Consider the following 18,017-nt stretch of genomic DNA (forward strand, 5'->3'; position numbering starts at 1 on the left):
TCTTTAAAATACCTGCTCATTGTGAGGAGGACATTGTGAAAAGTGTCAAAGATTTTTTAAACAAACACAATCTTACGTTAAAAGGGGCGACGATCATTGTAGGCGTTTCTGGCGGTCCGGACTCAATGGCTCTTCTTCACGCGTTGCATACGTTATGCGGCCGTTCAGCGAATGTTATTGCAGCTCACGTTGACCATCGGTTCAGAGGTGCGGAATCCGAAGAGGACATGCGTTTTGTCCAAGCTTATTGTAAAGCTGAACAGCTCGTGTGCGAAACGGCTCAAATCAATGTAACCGCATATGCACAGGAAAAAGGACTCAATAAGCAGGCTGCAGCACGCGATTGCCGCTACCAGTTTTTTGAGGAAATCATGTCGAAGCACCAAGCGGACTATCTGGCTCTTGCGCATCATGGTGATGACCAGGTTGAAACAATGCTTATGAAACTGGCTAAGGGCACGCTTGGAACGGGACTTGCGGGAATGCAACCGGTTAGACGTTTTGGGACGGGGCGGATTATCAGGCCGTTCTTAACCATTACAAAGGAAGAGATCCTTCACTATTGCCGTGAAAACGGCTTGAGCTACCGGACGGATGAAAGCAACGCCAAAGATGACTACACAAGAAACAGATTCAGAAAAACAGTGCTCCCGTTTATGAAGCAGGAATCTCCGGATGTGCATAAAAGGTTTCAGAAAGTGAGTGAAGCACTGACGGAAGATGAGCAATTCTTACAGTCATTAACGAAAGATGAAATGAATAAAGTAATCACAAGCCAGTCTAATACATCAGTTGAAATCAATTCCTCTCAATTGCTTGCCCTCCCGATGCCTTTACAAAGAAGAGGAGTTCAACTAATATTAAACTATCTTTATGAAAACGTTCCATCATCCTTTTCAGCCCATCACATTCAGCAGTTTCTCGATTGGGCGGAAAATGGCGGTCCTTCAGGAGTACTGGACTTTCCGAAAGGGCTGAAGGTGGTCAAATCATATCAGACATGTTTGTTTACATTTGAACAATGGCAGTGCAAAAATGTTCCCTTTGAATACCAAATTAGCGGAGCTGCTGATGAAACGGCAGTGCTCCCTAATGGATATCTGATAGAGGCAAGGCATTATGCGGACTCGCCTGAAGAACATGGGAATGCTGTTTTTATCACAAGTGAAAAAAAGGTGCGATTTCCCTTAACAATCCGGACGAGAAAAGCTGGAGACCGGATCAAACTAAAAGGGATGAACGGCTCAAAAAAGGTAAAGGATATATTTATTGATAAGAAATTGCCTCTCCAAGAAAGAGACAACTGGCCGATTGTGACGGACGCAAGCGGTGAAATTATCTGGATACCTGGCTTGAAAAAATCAATTTTTGAAGATCTTGTGATTCCAAACAGCGACCGCATTGTATTACAATATAGACAGCATGAAAAGTGTAGGGGGCAAGCAAAATCATGATGAAACATGATATCGAGAAAGTACTGATCTCAGAGGAAGAGATACAAAAGAAAGTAAAAGAGTTAGGTGCAGAATTAACGAGCGAGTATCAAGATACATTTCCGTTGGCAATCGGTGTGTTAAAAGGAGCACTTCCTTTTATGGCAGATCTTATCAAGCATATTGATACATATTTGGAAATGGATTTCATGGATGTATCAAGCTACGGAAATTCTACGGTTTCTTCTGGAGAAGTAAAAATCATTAAAGATTTGGATACATCTGTAGAGGGCCGGGACATCTTAATTATTGAAGATATCATCGACAGTGGGTTAACCTTAAGTTATCTCGTAGAGCTCTTCCGATACCGTAAAGCAAAATCAATTAAGATTGTTACCCTTTTGGATAAACCGAGCGGAAGAAAAGCGGACATCAAAGCAGACTTTGTCGGTTTTGAAGTTCCTGACGCGTTTGTAGTGGGTTACGGACTTGATTATGCTGAGCGCTATCGCAATCTGCCTTATATCGGAGTGTTAAAACCGGCAGTTTATGAAAGCTGATCGGCAGCCTGCTTCCGAGATGGTTATTGTTTGTATTGGAATGATTTTCTATGGTACTATTGAACATAGTTGTGCTTACTGTGGGAGGAGGTAAGGAATGAATCGGGTCTTCCGTAATACCATTTTTTATTTACTTATTTTATTAGTAGTAATCGGGGTTGTGAGCTACTTCCAGACCTCAAATCCGAAAACAGAAAATATGTCGTACAGTACGTTCATCAAAAACCTGGATGACGGGAAAGTTGATAGCGTATCGGTTCAGCCTGTCAGAGGTGTTTATGAGGTAAAAGGGCAGCTGAAAAACTACGACAAAGATCAATACTTTTTGACTCATGTTCCTGAAGGAAAGGGAGCAGACCAGATATTTAACGCTTTGAAAAAGACAGACGTAAAGGTTGAGCCCGCGCAAGAAACAAGCGGATGGGTGACGTTCCTGACGACCATCATCCCATTTGTCATTATCTTTATTCTGTTTTTCTTCCTGCTCAATCAGGCTCAAGGCGGCGGCAGCCGTGTCATGAACTTTGGCAAGAGTAAAGCGAAGCTGTATACAGAGGAAAAGAAACGCGTCAAATTTAAAGACGTTGCAGGGGCTGACGAAGAAAAGCAAGAACTTGTTGAAGTTGTTGAGTTTCTGAAAGATCCCCGCAAGTTTGCCGAGCTCGGCGCCAGAATACCGAAAGGCGTGCTTTTAGTCGGACCTCCGGGTACCGGTAAAACATTGCTTGCCAAGGCTTGTGCAGGAGAAGCCGGCGTACCTTTCTTCAGCATCAGCGGATCTGATTTCGTTGAAATGTTTGTAGGGGTCGGTGCTTCCCGTGTGCGTGACTTGTTTGAAAATGCGAAAAAGAATGCGCCTTGTTTGATCTTCATTGATGAAATTGACGCAGTCGGACGCCAGCGTGGCGCTGGTCTCGGCGGTGGACACGATGAACGTGAACAGACGCTAAACCAATTGCTTGTTGAAATGGACGGATTCAGCGCTAATGAAGGAATTATCATCATTGCTGCGACGAACCGTGCGGACATCTTGGACCCAGCCTTACTTCGTCCGGGACGTTTTGACCGTCAAATCACAGTGGACCGCCCAGATGTCATTGGCCGTGAAGCTGTATTGAAAGTCCATGCGAGAAACAAACCGCTGGATGAAACGGTTAACCTAAAATCAATTGCCATGAGAACACCAGGCTTCTCAGGCGCTGACTTAGAAAACCTCTTGAATGAAGCTGCGCTTGTAGCGGCTCGTCAAAACAAGAAAAAAATCGATGCGCGTGATATTGACGAAGCGACGGACCGTGTAATTGCCGGACCCGCTAAGAAGAGCCGCGTTATCTCCAAGAAAGAACGCAATATCGTGGCTTATCACGAAGGCGGACACACCGTTATCGGTCTCGTTTTAGATGAGGCAGATATGGTTCATAAAGTAACGATTGTTCCTCGGGGCCAGGCTGGCGGTTATGCTGTTATGCTGCCAAGAGAAGACCGTTATTTCCAAACAAAGCCGGAGCTGCTTGATAAAATTGTCGGCCTCTTGGGCGGACGTGTTGCTGAAGAGATTATCTTCGGTGAAGTCAGCACAGGGGCGCACAATGACTTCCAGCGTGCGACGAATATTGCAAGACGAATGGTTACAGAATTCGGTATGTCAGAAAAACTGGGACCGTTGCAATTTGGACAGTCTCAGGGCGGTCAGGTATTCTTAGGCCGTGATTTCAACAACGAACAGAACTACAGTGATCAAATCGCTTACGAAATTGATCAGGAAATTCAGCGCATCATCAAAGAATGTTATGAGCGTGCGAAACAAATCCTGACTGAAAATCGTGACAAGCTTGAATTGATTGCCCAAACGCTTCTGAAAGTTGAAACGCTTGACGCTGAACAAATCAAACACCTTATCGATCATGGAACATTACCTGAGCGTAATTTCTCAGATGATGAAAAGAACGATGATGTGAAAGTAAACATTCTGACAAAAACAGAAGAAAAGAAAGACGATACGAAAGAGTAATTCGCTTTCTTTCTAAAAAAACTGCCGGCTGACGCTGGCAGTTTTTTTATGTAAATTATGGGCTCAGGTGCGGCTTTTGCAATCATCCAATTCTGGTATCGATTTGTTTACAAATGAGCCGCTGATCGTGTATGGTATTGTAGAATGTTTGTAAAAAGTAAAGTAGAGAAACTATTCAAAAGTGGTGATAGAGGTTGTTACTGGTTATCGATGTGGGGAACACCAATACTGTACTTGGTGTATATCATGATGGAAAATTAGAATATCACTGGCGTATAGAAACAAGCAGGCATAAAACAGAAGATGAGTTTGGGATGATTTTGCGCTCCTTATTTGATCACTCCGGGCTTATGTTTGAACAGATAGATGGCATTATTATTTCGTCAGTAGTGCCGCCAATCATGTTTGCGTTAGAAAGAATGTGCACAAAATACTTTCATATCGAGCCTCAAATTGTTGGTCCAGGTATGAAAACCGGTTTAAATATAAAATATGACAATCCGAAAGAAGTGGGGGCAGACAGAATCGTAAATGCTGTCGCTGCGATACACTTATACGGCAATCCATTAATTGTTGTCGATTTCGGAACCGCCACAACGTACTGCTATATTGATGAAAACAAACAATACATGGGCGGGGCGATTGCCCCTGGGATTACAATTTCGACAGAGGCGCTTTACTCGCGTGCAGCAAAGCTTCCTCGTATCGAAATCACCCGGCCCGACAATATTATCGGAAAAAACACTGTTAGCGCGATGCAATCTGGAATTTTATTTGGCTATGTCGGCCAAGTGGAAGGAATCGTTAAGCGAATGAAATGGCAGGCAAAACAGGAACCAAAGGTCATTGCGACAGGAGGCCTGGCGCCGCTCATTGCGAACGAATCAGATTGTATAGACATCGTTGATCCATTCTTAACCCTAAAAGGGCTGGAATTGATTTATGAAAGAAACCGCGTAGGAAGTGTATAGGAGGTTTAGTAATGGATTATTTAGTAAAAGCACTTGCGTATGACGGAAAAGTTCGGGCTTATGCAGCGAGAACGACTGATATGGTAAATGAGGGGCAGAGACGCCATGGTACGTGGCCGACAGCATCCGCTGCACTAGGCCGTACAATGACAGCTTCACTTATGCTCGGCGCTATGCTGAAGGGCGATGATAAGCTGACCGTGAAAATCGAGGGCGGAGGTCCGATCGGAGCTATTGTAGCTGATGCCAATGCCAAAGGAGAAGTCAGAGCCTATGTCTCTAACCCGCAAGTTCATTTTGATTTAAATGAACAAGGTAAGCTTGATGTCAGACGTGCGGTTGGAACAAACGGAACGTTAAGTGTCGTAAAAGATTTAGGTTTGCGCGAGTTCTTCACAGGACAAGTAGAAATCGTTTCAGGAGAATTAGGAGATGATTTTACTTACTATCTTGTGTCATCTGAGCAGGTTCCTTCATCAGTGGGCGTAGGTGTGCTCGTAAATCCTGACAATACCATTCTTGCGGCAGGGGGCTTTATTATTCAGCTGATGCCGGGAACAGATGATGAAACAATCACAAAAATTGAACAGCGTCTATCTCAAGTAGAGCCGATTTCTAAGCTCATCCAAAAAGGGCTGACACCAGAAGAAATTTTAGAAGAAGTCCTAGGCGAGAAACCTGAGATTTTGGAAACGATGCCTGTCAGATTCCATTGCCCTTGTTCAAAAGAACGGTTCGAAACAGCCATTTTAGGACTAGGCAAAAAAGAAATTCAAGATATGATAGAAGAAGATGGACAAGCCGAAGCAGTATGCCATTTTTGTAATGAAAAGTACTTATTTACAAAAGAAGAGCTGGAAGGGCTTCGTGACCAAACTACCCGCTAAGCTCTTTAGCGGGTTTTTAATTTGAGAAAAGGGGCTGAAAGCAGGTTTGAAATCAAGAACAATCTGGACCATTATTTTAGGGGCGCTGTTGGTTTGCTGTATTGCTGTTGCATATACGCTGACGAAATCCCAAGCCGGCGCATCGTCATCCGGTGAGTCTATTGCGACTATCGGAGGCAAGAGTGTGACAAGAGAAGAATGGCTGAAAGAAATGGAAGATCAGTATGGTAAGTCAACGCTTGAAGATATGATCAATGTCCGAGTTGTTGAGCAGCTGGCTAAAAAGAACAAACTTAAAATATCCAAAAGCGAAGTTGATCGTGAGTTTTTGCTGATTAAAGCGGTCAATAATTCCTTTTACGAAGATGAACATACGACGGAGAAAGAGTGGAAAGACCAAATTCGTTATAATATCCTCCTTGAGGATTTGTTAACAAGGGATATCGATATCTCAAACAAAGAATTGGAATCATTCTATAATAAAAATAAGGAACTATATCAGTTTGATGATTCGTATCGAATTCGGCACATTGTTGTAAAAGATGAAGAAGAAGCAAGAGAAGTCCTGAAAGAACTGAAAGGCGGATCAAGCTTTGAAGCTGTCGCTGCCGAAAGATCTACAGACAGATATACATCACCATACGGCGGAGATTTAGGTTTTGTCACAGAGGCATCAGACAACATTCCATCAGCATACATTGAAGAGGCGAAAACACTCAAAGAGGATGAATGGTCTCAGGAACCAATAAAGGTCAGCAACGGATATGCCATTATCCAGCTGAAAGAAAAACTAAAGGCAAGAACGTTCTCATTTGATGAAGTAAAGGACCAGATCAGACGGCAAATCGCAATGGATCAGCTAGGCGATAAAGCGACAGTTAAGACACTTTGGAAAGAAGCCGATGTATCTTGGTTTTATGGGGAAAAAAGTACTAAGTGATTGACAAAAAATTTTGAAATTGATAGATTATATACATAATACCAATACAAATAGTCGGAAATTGAGGTGTCGAGAATGGTACGTGTAGCAAACTCCATTACTGAATTAATTGGGAATACGCCAATCGTTAAATTAAATCGCCTTGCAGATGAAAACAGTGCGGATGTATATCTAAAACTTGAATACATGAACCCTGGAAGCAGTGTAAAAGACCGTATCGGTTTAGCTATGATTGAAGCGGCTGAAAAAGAAGGAAAATTAAAAGCCGGTAATACAATCATTGAACCGACAAGCGGAAATACTGGAATCGGGCTTGCAATGGTTGCTGCTGCTAAAGGATTAAAAGCCATTTTGGTTATGCCTGATACAATGAGCATGGAGCGCCGCAACCTTCTTCGCGCATATGGTGCTGAGCTTGTGCTGACTCCTGGTGCGGAAGGCATGAAAGGTGCTATTAAGAAAGCTGAAGAGCTTGCTGAAAAGCACGGATACTTTGTGCCGCAGCAGTTTAACAACCCTTCTAACCCCGAAATTCACCGCCAAACAACGGGTAAAGAAATCGTTGAGCAATTCGGTGATGATCAGCTTGACGCATTTGTAGCCGGAATCGGAACGGGCGGAACGATTACGGGAGCGGGCGAAGTGCTGAAGGAAGCATACCCTTCCATCAAGATTTATGCTGTTGAACCGTCAGATTCCCCAGTGCTTTCAGGAGGAAAACCAGGCCCCCACAAAATTCAGGGAATCGGAGCAGGATTCGTGCCGGACATCTTAAACACTGAAGTATATGATGAAATCTTCCCTGTGAAGAATGAAGAAGCATTCGAATATGCCCGCAGAGCTGCACGTGAAGAAGGAATTCTCGGAGGCATCTCATCAGGTGCGGCAATTTATGCTGCTCTTCAAGTAGCAAAAAAACTCGGAAAAGGCAAAAAAGTATTGGCCATCATTCCAAGTAACGGCGAACGTTATCTAAGCACGCCGCTGTACCAATTCGATTAAAAAAAGCCAAAACTCCCGGTTCGCCGGGAGTTTTTTTATATTTCGTGCATCAAATATGCCATGTCTGCGACGAATGTTATTCTTGGAAGAGAAATTCACTTTTTTCACTAACAACATTGCTTTACAATTAAAAACAAGTAAAAAAGAAAATAGAGGAATGATACAAATGGCACAACGCAGACCGGCAGGCAAAAAAATACCTTTTCAAAAAGACTCATTCTTACAACAATTTGAGAAACTTGCGCAATCCCGGAAACATCATGTACTTCTCGAAAGTGCAAGAGGCGGCAGATATAGTATAGCCGGTCTTGATCCAATTGCGACTGTGAAAGGAAAAGACGGAATAACTACAATTAAGCATGGTGATGAGATGCTGTTTAAAGAAGGTGATCCATTACGGGCCTTCCACAGCTGGTTTAAAACACTGGAAACAGAAACGAATCATGAGTTCCCTGACTTTCAAGGCGGGGCAATCGGGTTTCTCAGCTATGATTACGCACGGTACATTGAAAATTTTAAAATGCTCTCATTAGATGATTTAGAAACACCAGATATTTATTTTCTTGTTTTTGATGATATAGCAGTTTATGACCATCAAGAAGAGTCTCTATGGCTGATTACTCATGTTAATGGTTCTGATCAGGAAACAGCGGATGTGAAGCTATCTGAGTTAGAGCAGATGTGGTTGACTGAGCTTCCCGCTGTCACTTCGCGAGAGATGAAGCCTGAAACAGCTGGTTCTTTCGCGGCGCCATTTACCGAGGATGGGTTCTCACAAGCTGTAGAGAAAATCAAACAATACATTGCCAGCGGAGATGTGTTTCAAGTCAATCTATCAATAAGGCAGTCACAGTCACTGTCTGTCCACCCATATCAAATTTACAAAACCTTGAGAGAAGTAAATCCTTCTCCTTATATGGCGTATTTAGAAACACCTGATTTCCAAATCATTTGCGGATCGCCTGAACTGCTTGTCAGCAAAAAGGGCAAGCTATTAGAGACGAGACCGATTGCGGGCACCCGTTCCAGAGGGAAAACAAATGAAGAAGACGAGGCGCTTGCAAACGAATTGATACACAATGAAAAAGAACGCGCGGAACATGTCATGCTGGTTGATCTTGAGCGAAATGATCTGGGAAGAGTATCACGTTACGGGTCTGTGCGCGTAAATGAATTCATGGCAATTGAAAAATACTCGCATGTGATGCACATTGTGTCTAATGTCCAAGGTGAACTGCAGGATGGGTATGATGCTGTAGATATTATTCATGCTGTGTTTCCCGGAGGAACCATTACTGGTGCACCGAAAGTAAGAACGATGGAAATTATAGAAGAACTTGAGCCGACACGCCGAGGGCTTTATACTGGATCTATAGGATGGTTTGGATATAATCACGATCTGCAGTTTAATATCGTCATTCGAACCATTTATGCAACCGGAGGGCAGGCATTTATGCAGTCCGGTGCAGGAGTTGTGATTGATTCTGTTCCGAAGCACGAATACAAGGAATCATTCAAAAAAGCTTTTGCGATGCAAAGAGCATTAGAGCTGAGCGAAGAAGAGACAAAAATTAGATGAGGTGAGCGGAGAAATGATTTTAATGATTGATAACTACGATTCATTCACGTACAACTTGGTACAGTATTTGGGCGAGCTTGGGGAAGAGCTGGTTGTGAAACGCAATGACAGCATCACAATCGATGAAATTGAAGAACTGTCTCCGGACTTTCTGATGATATCTCCCGGACCGTGCAGCCCTGATGAGGCGGGAATCAGCCTCGAAGCAATTAAACATTTCGCAGGGAAAATTCCTATTTTCGGTGTATGTCTCGGACATCAGTCCATCGCACAAGTGTTCGGTGGTGATGTTGTTAGGGCAGAACGGCTTATGCACGGGAAAACCTCGGATATCGAGCATGACGGCAAAACCATTTTTGAAGGGTTGAAAAATCCCCTTGTTGCGACGCGATACCACTCGCTGATCGTAAAACCTGAGACGCTGCCAAGCTGTTTTACAGTAACAGCACAAACGAAAGAAGGAGAAATCATGGCTATTCGCCACAATGACCTCCCGATAGAGGGTGTGCAATTTCACCCAGAGTCTATTATGACCTCCTTTGGGAAAGAAATGCTCAGAAATTTTATTGAGACATATCGCAAGGAAGTTATTGCGTGATGATATATGTGAACGGCCGGTATATGGAGGAGAAAGATGCAGTTCTTTCTCCTTTTGACCATGGGTTTTTATATGGGATCGGTGTTTTCGAAACCTTCAGGCTCTACGAAGGCTGCCCGTTTTTGCTTGATTGGCATATAGAGAGGCTTGAACGCGCGCTTAAGGATCTGCAAATCGAATATACTGTTTCAAAGCATGAGATCCTTGAGATGCTGGACAAGCTGCTTAAGCTAAATGATATCAAGGATGGCAATGCCCGCGTCAGACTGAACATATCAGCGGGAATCAGCGATAAAGGCTTTGTCGCCCAGACGTACGATAAGCCCACCGTTTTATGCTTTGTGAATCAGCTGAAACCAGAAAGTCTTCCTTTGCAAAAAGAAGGAAAGGTTTTATCGATACGGAGAAACACTCCAGAGGGATCGTTCCGGTTAAAATCTCATCATTATCTAAATAATATGTATGCGAAACGGGAAATTGGAAATGATCCGCGTGTCGAGGGAATTTTCTTAACGGAGGATGGAGCTGTTGCAGAGGGTATCATATCTAATGTCTTCTGGAGAAAAGGTCGCTGTATCTATACGCCATCGCTTGATACCGGTATTCTGGACGGCGTCACGAGACGTTTTATCATAGAAAATGCAAAGGATATCGGCCTGGAGCTCAAAACGGGCCGATATGAGCTAGAAGCTCTCTTGACAGCTGACGAAGCGTGGATGACGAACTCGGTTCTTGAAATCATCCCGTTTACTAAAATAGAAGAAGTAAACTATGGAAGCCAAAGCGGAGAAGCAACCTCCGCTCTTCAATTGTTATACAAAAAAGAAATAAAGAACATGATTCATGAAAAGGGAGGAAGAGCATGGCGCAGCACACAATAGATCAAACACAAGTAATCCACACTAAGCCCAGCGCTTTATCATATAAAGAGAAGACGCTGGTGATGGGAATTTTAAACGTAACGCCTGACTCTTTCTCGGACGGCGGAAAATATGACAGCTTGGACAAGGCGCTGCTGCACGCGAAAGAGATGATCGATGATGGTGCCCATATCATTGATATTGGAGGGGAATCGACAAGGCCTGGCGCTGAGTGCGTATCTGAGGATGAGGAGATGTCCAGAGTCATTCCGGTGATTGAGCGGATTACGAAAGAGCTTGGTGTTCCTATTTCTGTAGACACGTACAAGGCTTCTGTCGCAGATGAAGCAGTGAAAGCCGGTGCATCCATTATCAATGATATTTGGGGAGCCAAACATGATCCGAAGATGGCTTCCGTTGCAGCTGAACATAATGTTCCAATTGTACTCATGCATAACCGCCCTGAAAGAAACTACAATGACTTATTGCCGGATATGCTGTCGGACTTAATGGAGAGTGTAAAAATTGCTGTTGAGGCCGGAGTAGACGAGAAGAACATTATTCTTGATCCTGGTATCGGTTTCGCGAAAACCTATCACGATAACTTGGCAGTGATGAACAAACTAGAGATTTTCAGCGGATTGGGATATCCGGTTCTTCTGGCAACCTCCCGAAAAAGATTCATCGGACGTGTTCTGGATCTTCCGCCTGAGGAGCGGGCTGAGGGCACAGGCGCGACTGTGTGTCTCGGCATTCAAAAAGGCTGTGACATTGTCAGGGTCCATGATGTAAAGCAAATTGCCAGAATGGCGAAAATGATGGACGCGATGCTGAATAAGGGAGGGGTGCACCATGGATAAAGTTTATGTAGAAGGTATGGAGTTTTACGGATATCACGGTGTGTTCACAGAAGAAAACAAACTTGGCCAGCGGTTTAAAGTCGATTTAACCGCTGAGCTGGATTTAAGCAAAGCTGGACAGACAGACGACCTTGAGCAAACGATCAACTATGCTGAGCTCTATCACGTATGTAAAGATATCGTGGAAGGGGAGCCTGTGAAATTGGTGGAAACGCTGGCGGAACGTATTGCTGGCACTGTTCTCGGAAAATTTCAGCCTGTTCAGCAATGTACGGTGAAAGTGATTAAGCCAGACCCGCCAATTCCCGGACACTATAAATCAGTAGCAATTGAAATTACGAGAAAAAAGTCATGAACAACATAGCTTATATTGCACTTGGATCTAATATTGGAGATAGAGAAACGTATTTAAGGCAAGCAGTGGCTTTACTGCATCAGCATGCTGCGGTGACAGTCACTAAAGTGTCGTCTATTTACGAAACTGACCCGGTCGGATACGAAGATCAAGCTCAATTTTTGAATATGGCTGTTGAAATCAAGACATCATTGAACCCTTTTGAACTCCTTGAACTGACGCAGCAGATAGAAAATGAATTAGGCAGAACAAGGGAAGTAAGATGGGGGCCGCGGACGGCAGACCTTGACATTTTGTTATTTAATCGTGAAAATATTGAAACAGAGCAACTAATTGTTCCGCATCCGAGAATGTATGAGCGTTTGTTTGTCCTTGCGCCGCTTGCGGAAATTTGCCAGCAGGTTGAAAAAGAGGCTACAAGCGCCGAAACAGACCAAGAAGGTGTAAGAGTATGGAAGCAGAAATCTGGGGTAGACGAATTCGTGCATTCAGAAAGCTGAAAGGTTATACTCAAGAAGGATTTGCAAAAGCATTAGGTATATCAGTTTCTATTCTCGGCGAAATTGAACGCGGAAACCGATTGCCGTCTGCTGCCATCATTCAAGATGCAGCAGATGTTTTAAATATAAGTGCGGACGAATTGGCGCCGCCAGAAAAATAGAACAAATGAAAGGAGGAGAAAAATTGTTCAAAATCGGAGATATTCAATTGAAAAACCGGGTTGTGCTCGCACCTATGGCTGGTGTCTGCAACTCTGCGTTCAGATTGACTGTAAAGGAATTCGGAGCCGGATTGGTATGCGCTGAAATGGTCAGTGACAAAGCGATCCTTTACAACAATGCAAGAACAATGGGTATGCTTTATATTGATGAACGTGAGAAACCACTGAGCCTTCAAATTTTCGGAGGAAAAAAGGAAACCCTTGTGGAAGCGGCGAAGTTTGTAGACCAAAACACAACTGCTGATATCATTGATATTAACATGGGATGTCCCGTGCCGAAGATTACAAAATGCGATGCGGGAGCCAAATGGCTTCTCGATCCTGATAAGATTTACGAAATGGTTTCTGCAGTAGTGGATGCTGTTAATAAGCCAGTTACAGTGAAAATGAGAATGGGCTGGGATGAAGACCACATTTTCGCAGTGAAAAATGCACAGGCTGTAGAACGTGCGGGCGGTAAAGCAGTGGCGCTTCACGGCCGTACGAGAGTGCAGATGTACGAAGGAACGGCAAACTGGGATATCATCAAAGAAGTAAAACAATCAGTATCGATTCCGGTTATCGGAAACGGCGATGTTAAGACACCGCAGGATGCTAAGCGTATGCTCGATGAGACAGGAGTAGACGGGGTCATGATCGGACGCGCTGCATTGGGTAACCCGTGGATGATTTACCGTACGGTTCAGTATCTTGAAACAGGTAAATTAAAAGAAGAGCCGCAAGTACGCGAAAAAATGGCCGTATGCAAACTGCATCTTGACCGCCTGATTGACTTAAAAGGTGAAAACGTAGCGGTAAGAGAAATGAGAAAGCACGCTGCATGGTATCTGAAAGGCGTGAAAGGCAATGCGAACGTTCGTAATGAAATCAATCATTGCGAGACGAGAGAAGAGTTTGTACAGCTTTTAGATGCATTTACGGTTGAAGTTGAGGCAAAAGAGCTTCAAAATGCAAAAGTAGGATAATACTCACCTCTATTTGCTGCTCACTGCTAGTTTTACGCTGGCAGTTTTTCTGCTTTTTTCATGAAACAATATCTGTAATGGAGTGATAACAATGAGTCAAGAAGAGCATAACCATGAAGAATTGAATGATCAGCTGCAAGTCAGACGCGATAAAATGAATCAGCTGAGAGATAACGGCATCGATCCATTCGGCGCACGTTTTGAAAGAACTCATCAGTCTCAAGAAGTTATTTCGGCATATCAAGATCTAACCAAAGAAGAGTTAGAAGAAAAAGCGATTGAAGTTACAATCGCAGGCCGCATGATGACAAAACGCGGCAAAGGAAAAGCTGGCTTTGCCCATCTTCAGGATTTAGAAGGCCAAATCCAAATCTACGTAAGAAAAGACAGTGTCGGTGACGACCAATATGAAATCTTCAAGTCTTCTGACCTCGGTGATCTTATCGGCGTAACCGGAAAAGTCTTCAAAACAAATGTAGGCGAATTGTCTGTTAAAGCAACTTCCTTTGAATTGCTGACAAAAGCGCTTCGTCCGCTTCCTGACAAATACCATGGTTTAAAAGACGTTGAGCAGCGCTACCGTCAGCGCTATCTGGATCTTATCGTAAACCCAGACAGCAAACATACGTTCATTACACGAAGCAAGATCATTCAAGCTATGAGAAGGTACCTTGATGATCATGGATACTTAGAAGTAGAAACACCTACAATGCACAGCATTCCTGGGGGAGCTTCTGCACGTCCGTTTATCACTCACCACAACGCGTTAGACATTCCACTCTATATGCGTATTGCTATCGAACTGCACCTAAAACGTCTAATTGTCGGCGGTTTAGAAAAAGTATATGAAATCGGCCGTGTTTTCCGTAACGAAGGTGTCTCTACACGCCATAACCCTGAATTTACAATGATTGAGTTATATGAAGCATATGCGGACTATAAAGATATCATGAGCTTAACTGAAAACCTTGTCGCTCATATCGCCCAAGAAGTGCTTGGCACAACTACGATTCAATACGGGGAAGAGCAAATCGACCTTAAACCGGAGTGGAAAAGAATCCATATGGTTGACGCAGTCAAAGAAGCGACCGGCGTTGATTTCTGGGAAGAGGTTACTGTTGAGCAGGCGCGTGAATATGCAAAAGAACATGAAGTAGAAATTAAAGACTCTATGACAGTAGGCCATATCATCAACGAATTCTTCGAACAAAAAATTGAAGAAACGCTTATTCAGCCAACGTTTATTTACGGGCATCCTGTAGAAATTTCTCCTCTTGCTAAGAAAAACCCTGAGGACCCGCGTTTTACAGACCGTTTTGAGCTGTTTATCGTTGGCCGTGAACATGCCAACGCGTTTACAGAGCTGAATGATCCTATTGATCAAAGAGAACGCTTTGAAGCGCAATTAAAAGAGCGTGAAGCCGGTAATGATGAAGCTCATTTAATGGATGAAGACTTTGTTGAAGCTCTGGAATACGGTATGCCGCCAACAGGAGGTTTAGGCATCGGTATCGACCGTCTGGTTATGCTGCTGACGAATGCCCCTTCTATTCGCGATGTGCTGTTATTCCCGCAAATGAGACAACGCTAATAAAAAAGAGCGGTATCCTCCATAGGGAAAGGATGCCGCTCTTTTTAAATCCCTTAGTATTTCTTCAAAAAAACTATTGCACTATTATTTACTAGGTGGTATATTATTATTCGTTGCCGCTAAACAAGGCGATAACGAAAAAAAGAACTTCAAAAAAAGTTATTGACTTCACTGAGTCAACGAGTTATAATAATAAAGTCGCTTGAACGAAGTGAACAAAATGATCTTTGAAAACTAAACAAGACAAAACGTACCTGTTAATTCAGTTTTTAAAAATCGCACAGCGATGTGCGTAGTCAGTCAAACTACTTTATCGGAGAGTTTGATCCTGGCTCAGGACGAACGCTGGCGGCGTGCCTAATACATGCAAGTCGAGCGGACAGATGGGAGCTTGCTCCCTGATGTTAGCGGCGGACGGGTGAGTAACACGTGGGTAACCTGCCTGTAAGACTGGGATAACTCCGGGAAACCGGGGCTAATACCGGATGGTTGTTTGAACCGCATGGTTCAAACATAAAAGGTGGCTTCGGCTACCACTTACAGATGGACCCGCGGCGCATTAGCTAGTTGGTGAGGTAATGGCTCACCAAGGCAACGATGCGTAGCCGACCTGAGAGGGTGATCGGCCACACTGGGACTGAGACACGGCCCAGACTCCTACGGGAGGCAGCAGTAGGGAATCTTCCGCAATGGACGAAAGTCTGACGGAGCAACGCCGCGTGAGTGATGAAGGTTTTCGGATCGTAAAGCTCTGTTGTTAGGGAAGAACAAGTACCGTTCGAATAGGGCGGTACCTTGACGGTACCTAACCAGAAAGCCACGGCTAACTACGTGCCAGCAGCCGCGGTAATACGTAGGTGGCAAGCGTTGTCCGGAATTATTGGGCGTAAAGGGCTCGCAGGCGGTTTCTTAAGTCTGATGTGAAAGCCCCCGGCTCAACCGGGGAGGGTCATTGGAAACTGGGGAACTTGAGTGCAGAAGAGGAGAGTGGAATTCCACGTGTAGCGGTGAAATGCGTAGAGATGTGGAGGAACACCAGTGGCGAAGGCGACTCTCTGGTCTGTAACTGACGCTGAGGAGCGAAAGCGTGGGGAGCGAACAGGATTAGATACCCTGGTAGTCCACGCCGTAAACGATGAGTGCTAAGTGTTAGGGGGTTTCCGCCCCTTAGTGCTGCAGCTAACGCATTAAGCACTCCGCCTGGGGAGTACGGTCGCAAGACTGAAACTCAAAGGAATTGACGGGGGCCCGCACAAGCGGTGGAGCATGTGGTTTAATTCGAAGCAACGCGAAGAACCTTACCAGGTCTTGACATCCTCTGACAATCCTAGAGATAGGACGTCCCCTTCGGGGGCAGAGTGACAGGTGGTGCATGGTTGTCGTCAGCTCGTGTCGTGAGATGTTGGGTTAAGTCCCGCAACGAGCGCAACCCTTGATCTTAGTTGCCAGCATTCAGTTGGGCACTCTAAGGTGACTGCCGGTGACAAACCGGAGGAAGGTGGGGATGACGTCAAATCATCATGCCCCTTATGACCTGGGCTACACACGTGCTACAATGGACAGAACAAAGGGCAGCGAAACCGCGAGGTTAAGCCAATCCCACAAATCTGTTCTCAGTTCGGATCGCAGTCTGCAACTCGACTGCGTGAAGCTGGAATCGCTAGTAATCGCGGATCAGCATGCCGCGGTGAATACGTTCCCGGGCCTTGTACACACCGCCCGTCACACCACGAGAGTTTGTAACACCCGAAGTCGGTGAGGTAACCTTTTAGGAGCCAGCCGCCGAAGGTGGGACAGATGATTGGGGTGAAGTCGTAACAAGGTAGCCGTATCGGAAGGTGCGGCTGGATCACCTCCTTTCTAAGGATATTATACGGAATATAAGACCTTGGGTCTTATAAACAGAACGTTCCCTGTCTTGTTTAGTTTTGAAGGATCATTCCTTCGAAACGTGTTCTTTGAAAACTAGATAACAGTAGACATCACATTCAAGTAATACAAGATATCACATAGTGATTCTTTTTAACGGTTAAGTTAGAAAGGGCGCACGGTGGATGCCTTGGCACTAGGAGCCGATGAAGGACGGGACGAACACCGATATGCTTCGGGGAGCTGTAAGCAAGCTTTGATCCGGAGATTTCCGAATGGGGAAACCCACCACTCGTAATGGAGTGGTATCCATATCTGAATTCATAGGATATGAGAAGGCAGACCCGGGGAACTGAAACATCTAAGTACCCGGAGGAAGAGAAAGCAAATGCGATTCCCTGAGTAGCGGCGAGCGAAACGGGATCAGCCCAAACCAAGAGGCTTGCCTCTTGGGGTTGTAGGACACTCTGTACGGAGTTACAAAGGAACGAGGTAGATGAAGAGGTCTGGAAAGGCCCGCCATAGGAGGTAACAGCCCTGTAGTCAAAACTTCGTTCTCTCCTGAGTGGATCCTGAGTACGGCGGAACACGTGAAATTCCGTCGGAATCCGGGAGGACCATCTCCCAAGGCTAAATACTCCCTAGTGACCGATAGTGAACCAGTACCGTGAGGGAAAGGTGAAAAGCACCCCGGAAGGGGAGTGAAAGAGATCCTGAAACCGTGTGCCTACAAGTAGTCAGAGCCCGTTAACGGGTGATGGCGTGCCTTTTGTAGAATGAACCGGCGAGTTACGATCCCGTGCAAGGTTAAGCAG

The 18,017-nt window shown here is 44.7% G+C and carries 16 protein-coding genes and 2 rRNA genes (1 of these 18 only partly in view); all 18 read left to right on the plus strand.

Annotated elements, in window-relative coordinates; translation table 11 throughout:
* Positions 1-35 precede the first annotated feature (35 nt).
* Positions 36-1,454 carry a tRNA lysidine(34) synthetase TilS gene (gene tilS, locus MHB62_RS00405; protein ID WP_019712373.1) on the plus strand — a complete coding sequence of 473 codons (1,419 nt, stop codon included), beginning with the start codon at positions 36-38 and terminating at the stop codon, positions 1,452-1,454.
* Positions 1,451-1,993, plus strand: coding sequence for a hypoxanthine phosphoribosyltransferase (hpt, locus tag MHB62_RS00410; RefSeq protein ID WP_003226700.1), 543 nt, complete (start codon positions 1,451-1,453; stop codon positions 1,991-1,993). Before tilS ends, hpt begins: the two co-directional genes overlap by 4 nt.
* Positions 1,994-2,090: 97 nt before the next feature.
* On the plus strand, positions 2,091-4,004 hold the full coding sequence (ftsH, locus tag MHB62_RS00415; protein WP_003243881.1) for an ATP-dependent zinc metalloprotease FtsH: 1,914 nt from the start codon (positions 2,091-2,093) through the stop codon (positions 4,002-4,004).
* Between the two features lie 194 nt (positions 4,005-4,198).
* On the plus strand, positions 4,199-4,975 hold the full coding sequence (locus MHB62_RS00420) for a type III pantothenate kinase (protein WP_010886388.1): 777 nt from the start codon (positions 4,199-4,201) through the stop codon (positions 4,973-4,975).
* Between the two features lie 11 nt (positions 4,976-4,986).
* On the plus strand, positions 4,987-5,862 hold the full coding sequence (gene hslO, locus MHB62_RS00425; RefSeq protein WP_003226695.1) for a redox-regulated molecular chaperone HslO: 876 nt from the start codon (positions 4,987-4,989) through the stop codon (positions 5,860-5,862).
* Positions 5,863-5,908: 46 nt separating this feature from the next.
* Positions 5,909-6,802 carry a peptidyl-prolyl cis-trans isomerase gene (locus tag MHB62_RS00430; RefSeq protein ID WP_003243824.1) on the plus strand — a complete coding sequence of 298 codons (894 nt, stop codon included), beginning with the start codon at positions 5,909-5,911 and terminating at the stop codon, positions 6,800-6,802.
* 75 nt (positions 6,803-6,877) lie between these two features.
* On the plus strand, positions 6,878-7,804 hold the full coding sequence (gene cysK / locus MHB62_RS00435; RefSeq protein WP_003244491.1) for a cysteine synthase A: 927 nt from the start codon (positions 6,878-6,880) through the stop codon (positions 7,802-7,804).
* Between the two features lie 166 nt (positions 7,805-7,970).
* Positions 7,971-9,383 (plus strand): anthranilate synthase component I family protein, encoded by a 1,413-nt coding sequence (locus tag MHB62_RS00440; RefSeq protein WP_003242468.1) that lies wholly within the window; start codon positions 7,971-7,973, stop codon positions 9,381-9,383.
* Between the two features lie 13 nt (positions 9,384-9,396).
* Positions 9,397-9,981, plus strand: coding sequence for an aminodeoxychorismate/anthranilate synthase component II (pabA, locus tag MHB62_RS00445; RefSeq protein ID WP_003243797.1), 585 nt, complete (start codon positions 9,397-9,399; stop codon positions 9,979-9,981).
* Positions 9,981-10,862, plus strand: a complete 882-nt coding sequence (gene pabC / locus MHB62_RS00450) for an aminodeoxychorismate lyase (protein WP_003244544.1) — start codon at positions 9,981-9,983, stop codon at positions 10,860-10,862. The genes pabA and pabC overlap by 1 nt, the downstream gene beginning before the upstream one ends.
* Positions 10,844-11,701 (plus strand): dihydropteroate synthase, encoded by an 858-nt coding sequence (folP, locus tag MHB62_RS00455; protein ID WP_003242672.1) that lies wholly within the window; start codon positions 10,844-10,846, stop codon positions 11,699-11,701. The genes pabC and folP overlap by 19 nt, the downstream gene beginning before the upstream one ends.
* Positions 11,694-12,056, plus strand: a complete 363-nt coding sequence (gene folB / locus MHB62_RS00460; protein WP_003242949.1) for a dihydroneopterin aldolase — start codon at positions 11,694-11,696, stop codon at positions 12,054-12,056. The genes folP and folB overlap by 8 nt, the downstream gene beginning before the upstream one ends.
* On the plus strand, positions 12,053-12,556 hold the full coding sequence (gene folK, locus MHB62_RS00465) for a 2-amino-4-hydroxy-6-hydroxymethyldihydropteridine diphosphokinase (protein ID WP_003242690.1): 504 nt from the start codon (positions 12,053-12,055) through the stop codon (positions 12,554-12,556). Before folB ends, folK begins: the two co-directional genes overlap by 4 nt.
* Positions 12,508-12,717 carry a helix-turn-helix domain-containing protein gene (locus MHB62_RS00470; protein ID WP_003226678.1) on the plus strand — a complete coding sequence of 70 codons (210 nt, stop codon included), beginning with the start codon at positions 12,508-12,510 and terminating at the stop codon, positions 12,715-12,717. Before folK ends, MHB62_RS00470 begins: the two co-directional genes overlap by 49 nt.
* A gap of 23 nt (positions 12,718-12,740) precedes the next feature.
* A complete protein-coding gene (gene dusB, locus MHB62_RS00475) occupies positions 12,741-13,742 on the plus strand; it encodes a tRNA dihydrouridine synthase DusB (protein WP_003243741.1) in 1,002 nt (333 codons plus the stop codon).
* 91 nt (positions 13,743-13,833) lie between these two features.
* Positions 13,834-15,333: a lysine--tRNA ligase gene (gene lysS / locus MHB62_RS00480; protein WP_003242743.1), complete on the plus strand. Its 1,500-nt coding sequence runs from the start codon at positions 13,834-13,836 to the stop codon at positions 15,331-15,333.
* Between the two features lie 310 nt (positions 15,334-15,643).
* A 16S ribosomal RNA gene (locus tag MHB62_RS00485) occupies positions 15,644-17,193 on the plus strand.
* A gap of 167 nt (positions 17,194-17,360) precedes the next feature.
* Positions 17,361-18,017: ribosomal RNA gene (locus tag MHB62_RS00490) — 23S ribosomal RNA — on the plus strand (it continues 2,271 nt past the right edge of the window).
* Together the 16S and 23S rRNA genes form the textbook arrangement of a ribosomal RNA operon.

The sequence above is a fragment of the Bacillus sp. FSL K6-0255 genome (assembly GCF_045040725.1).
In the GTDB taxonomy this organism is placed as follows: Bacteria; Bacillota; Bacilli; order Bacillales; family Bacillaceae; genus Bacillus; species Bacillus subtilis.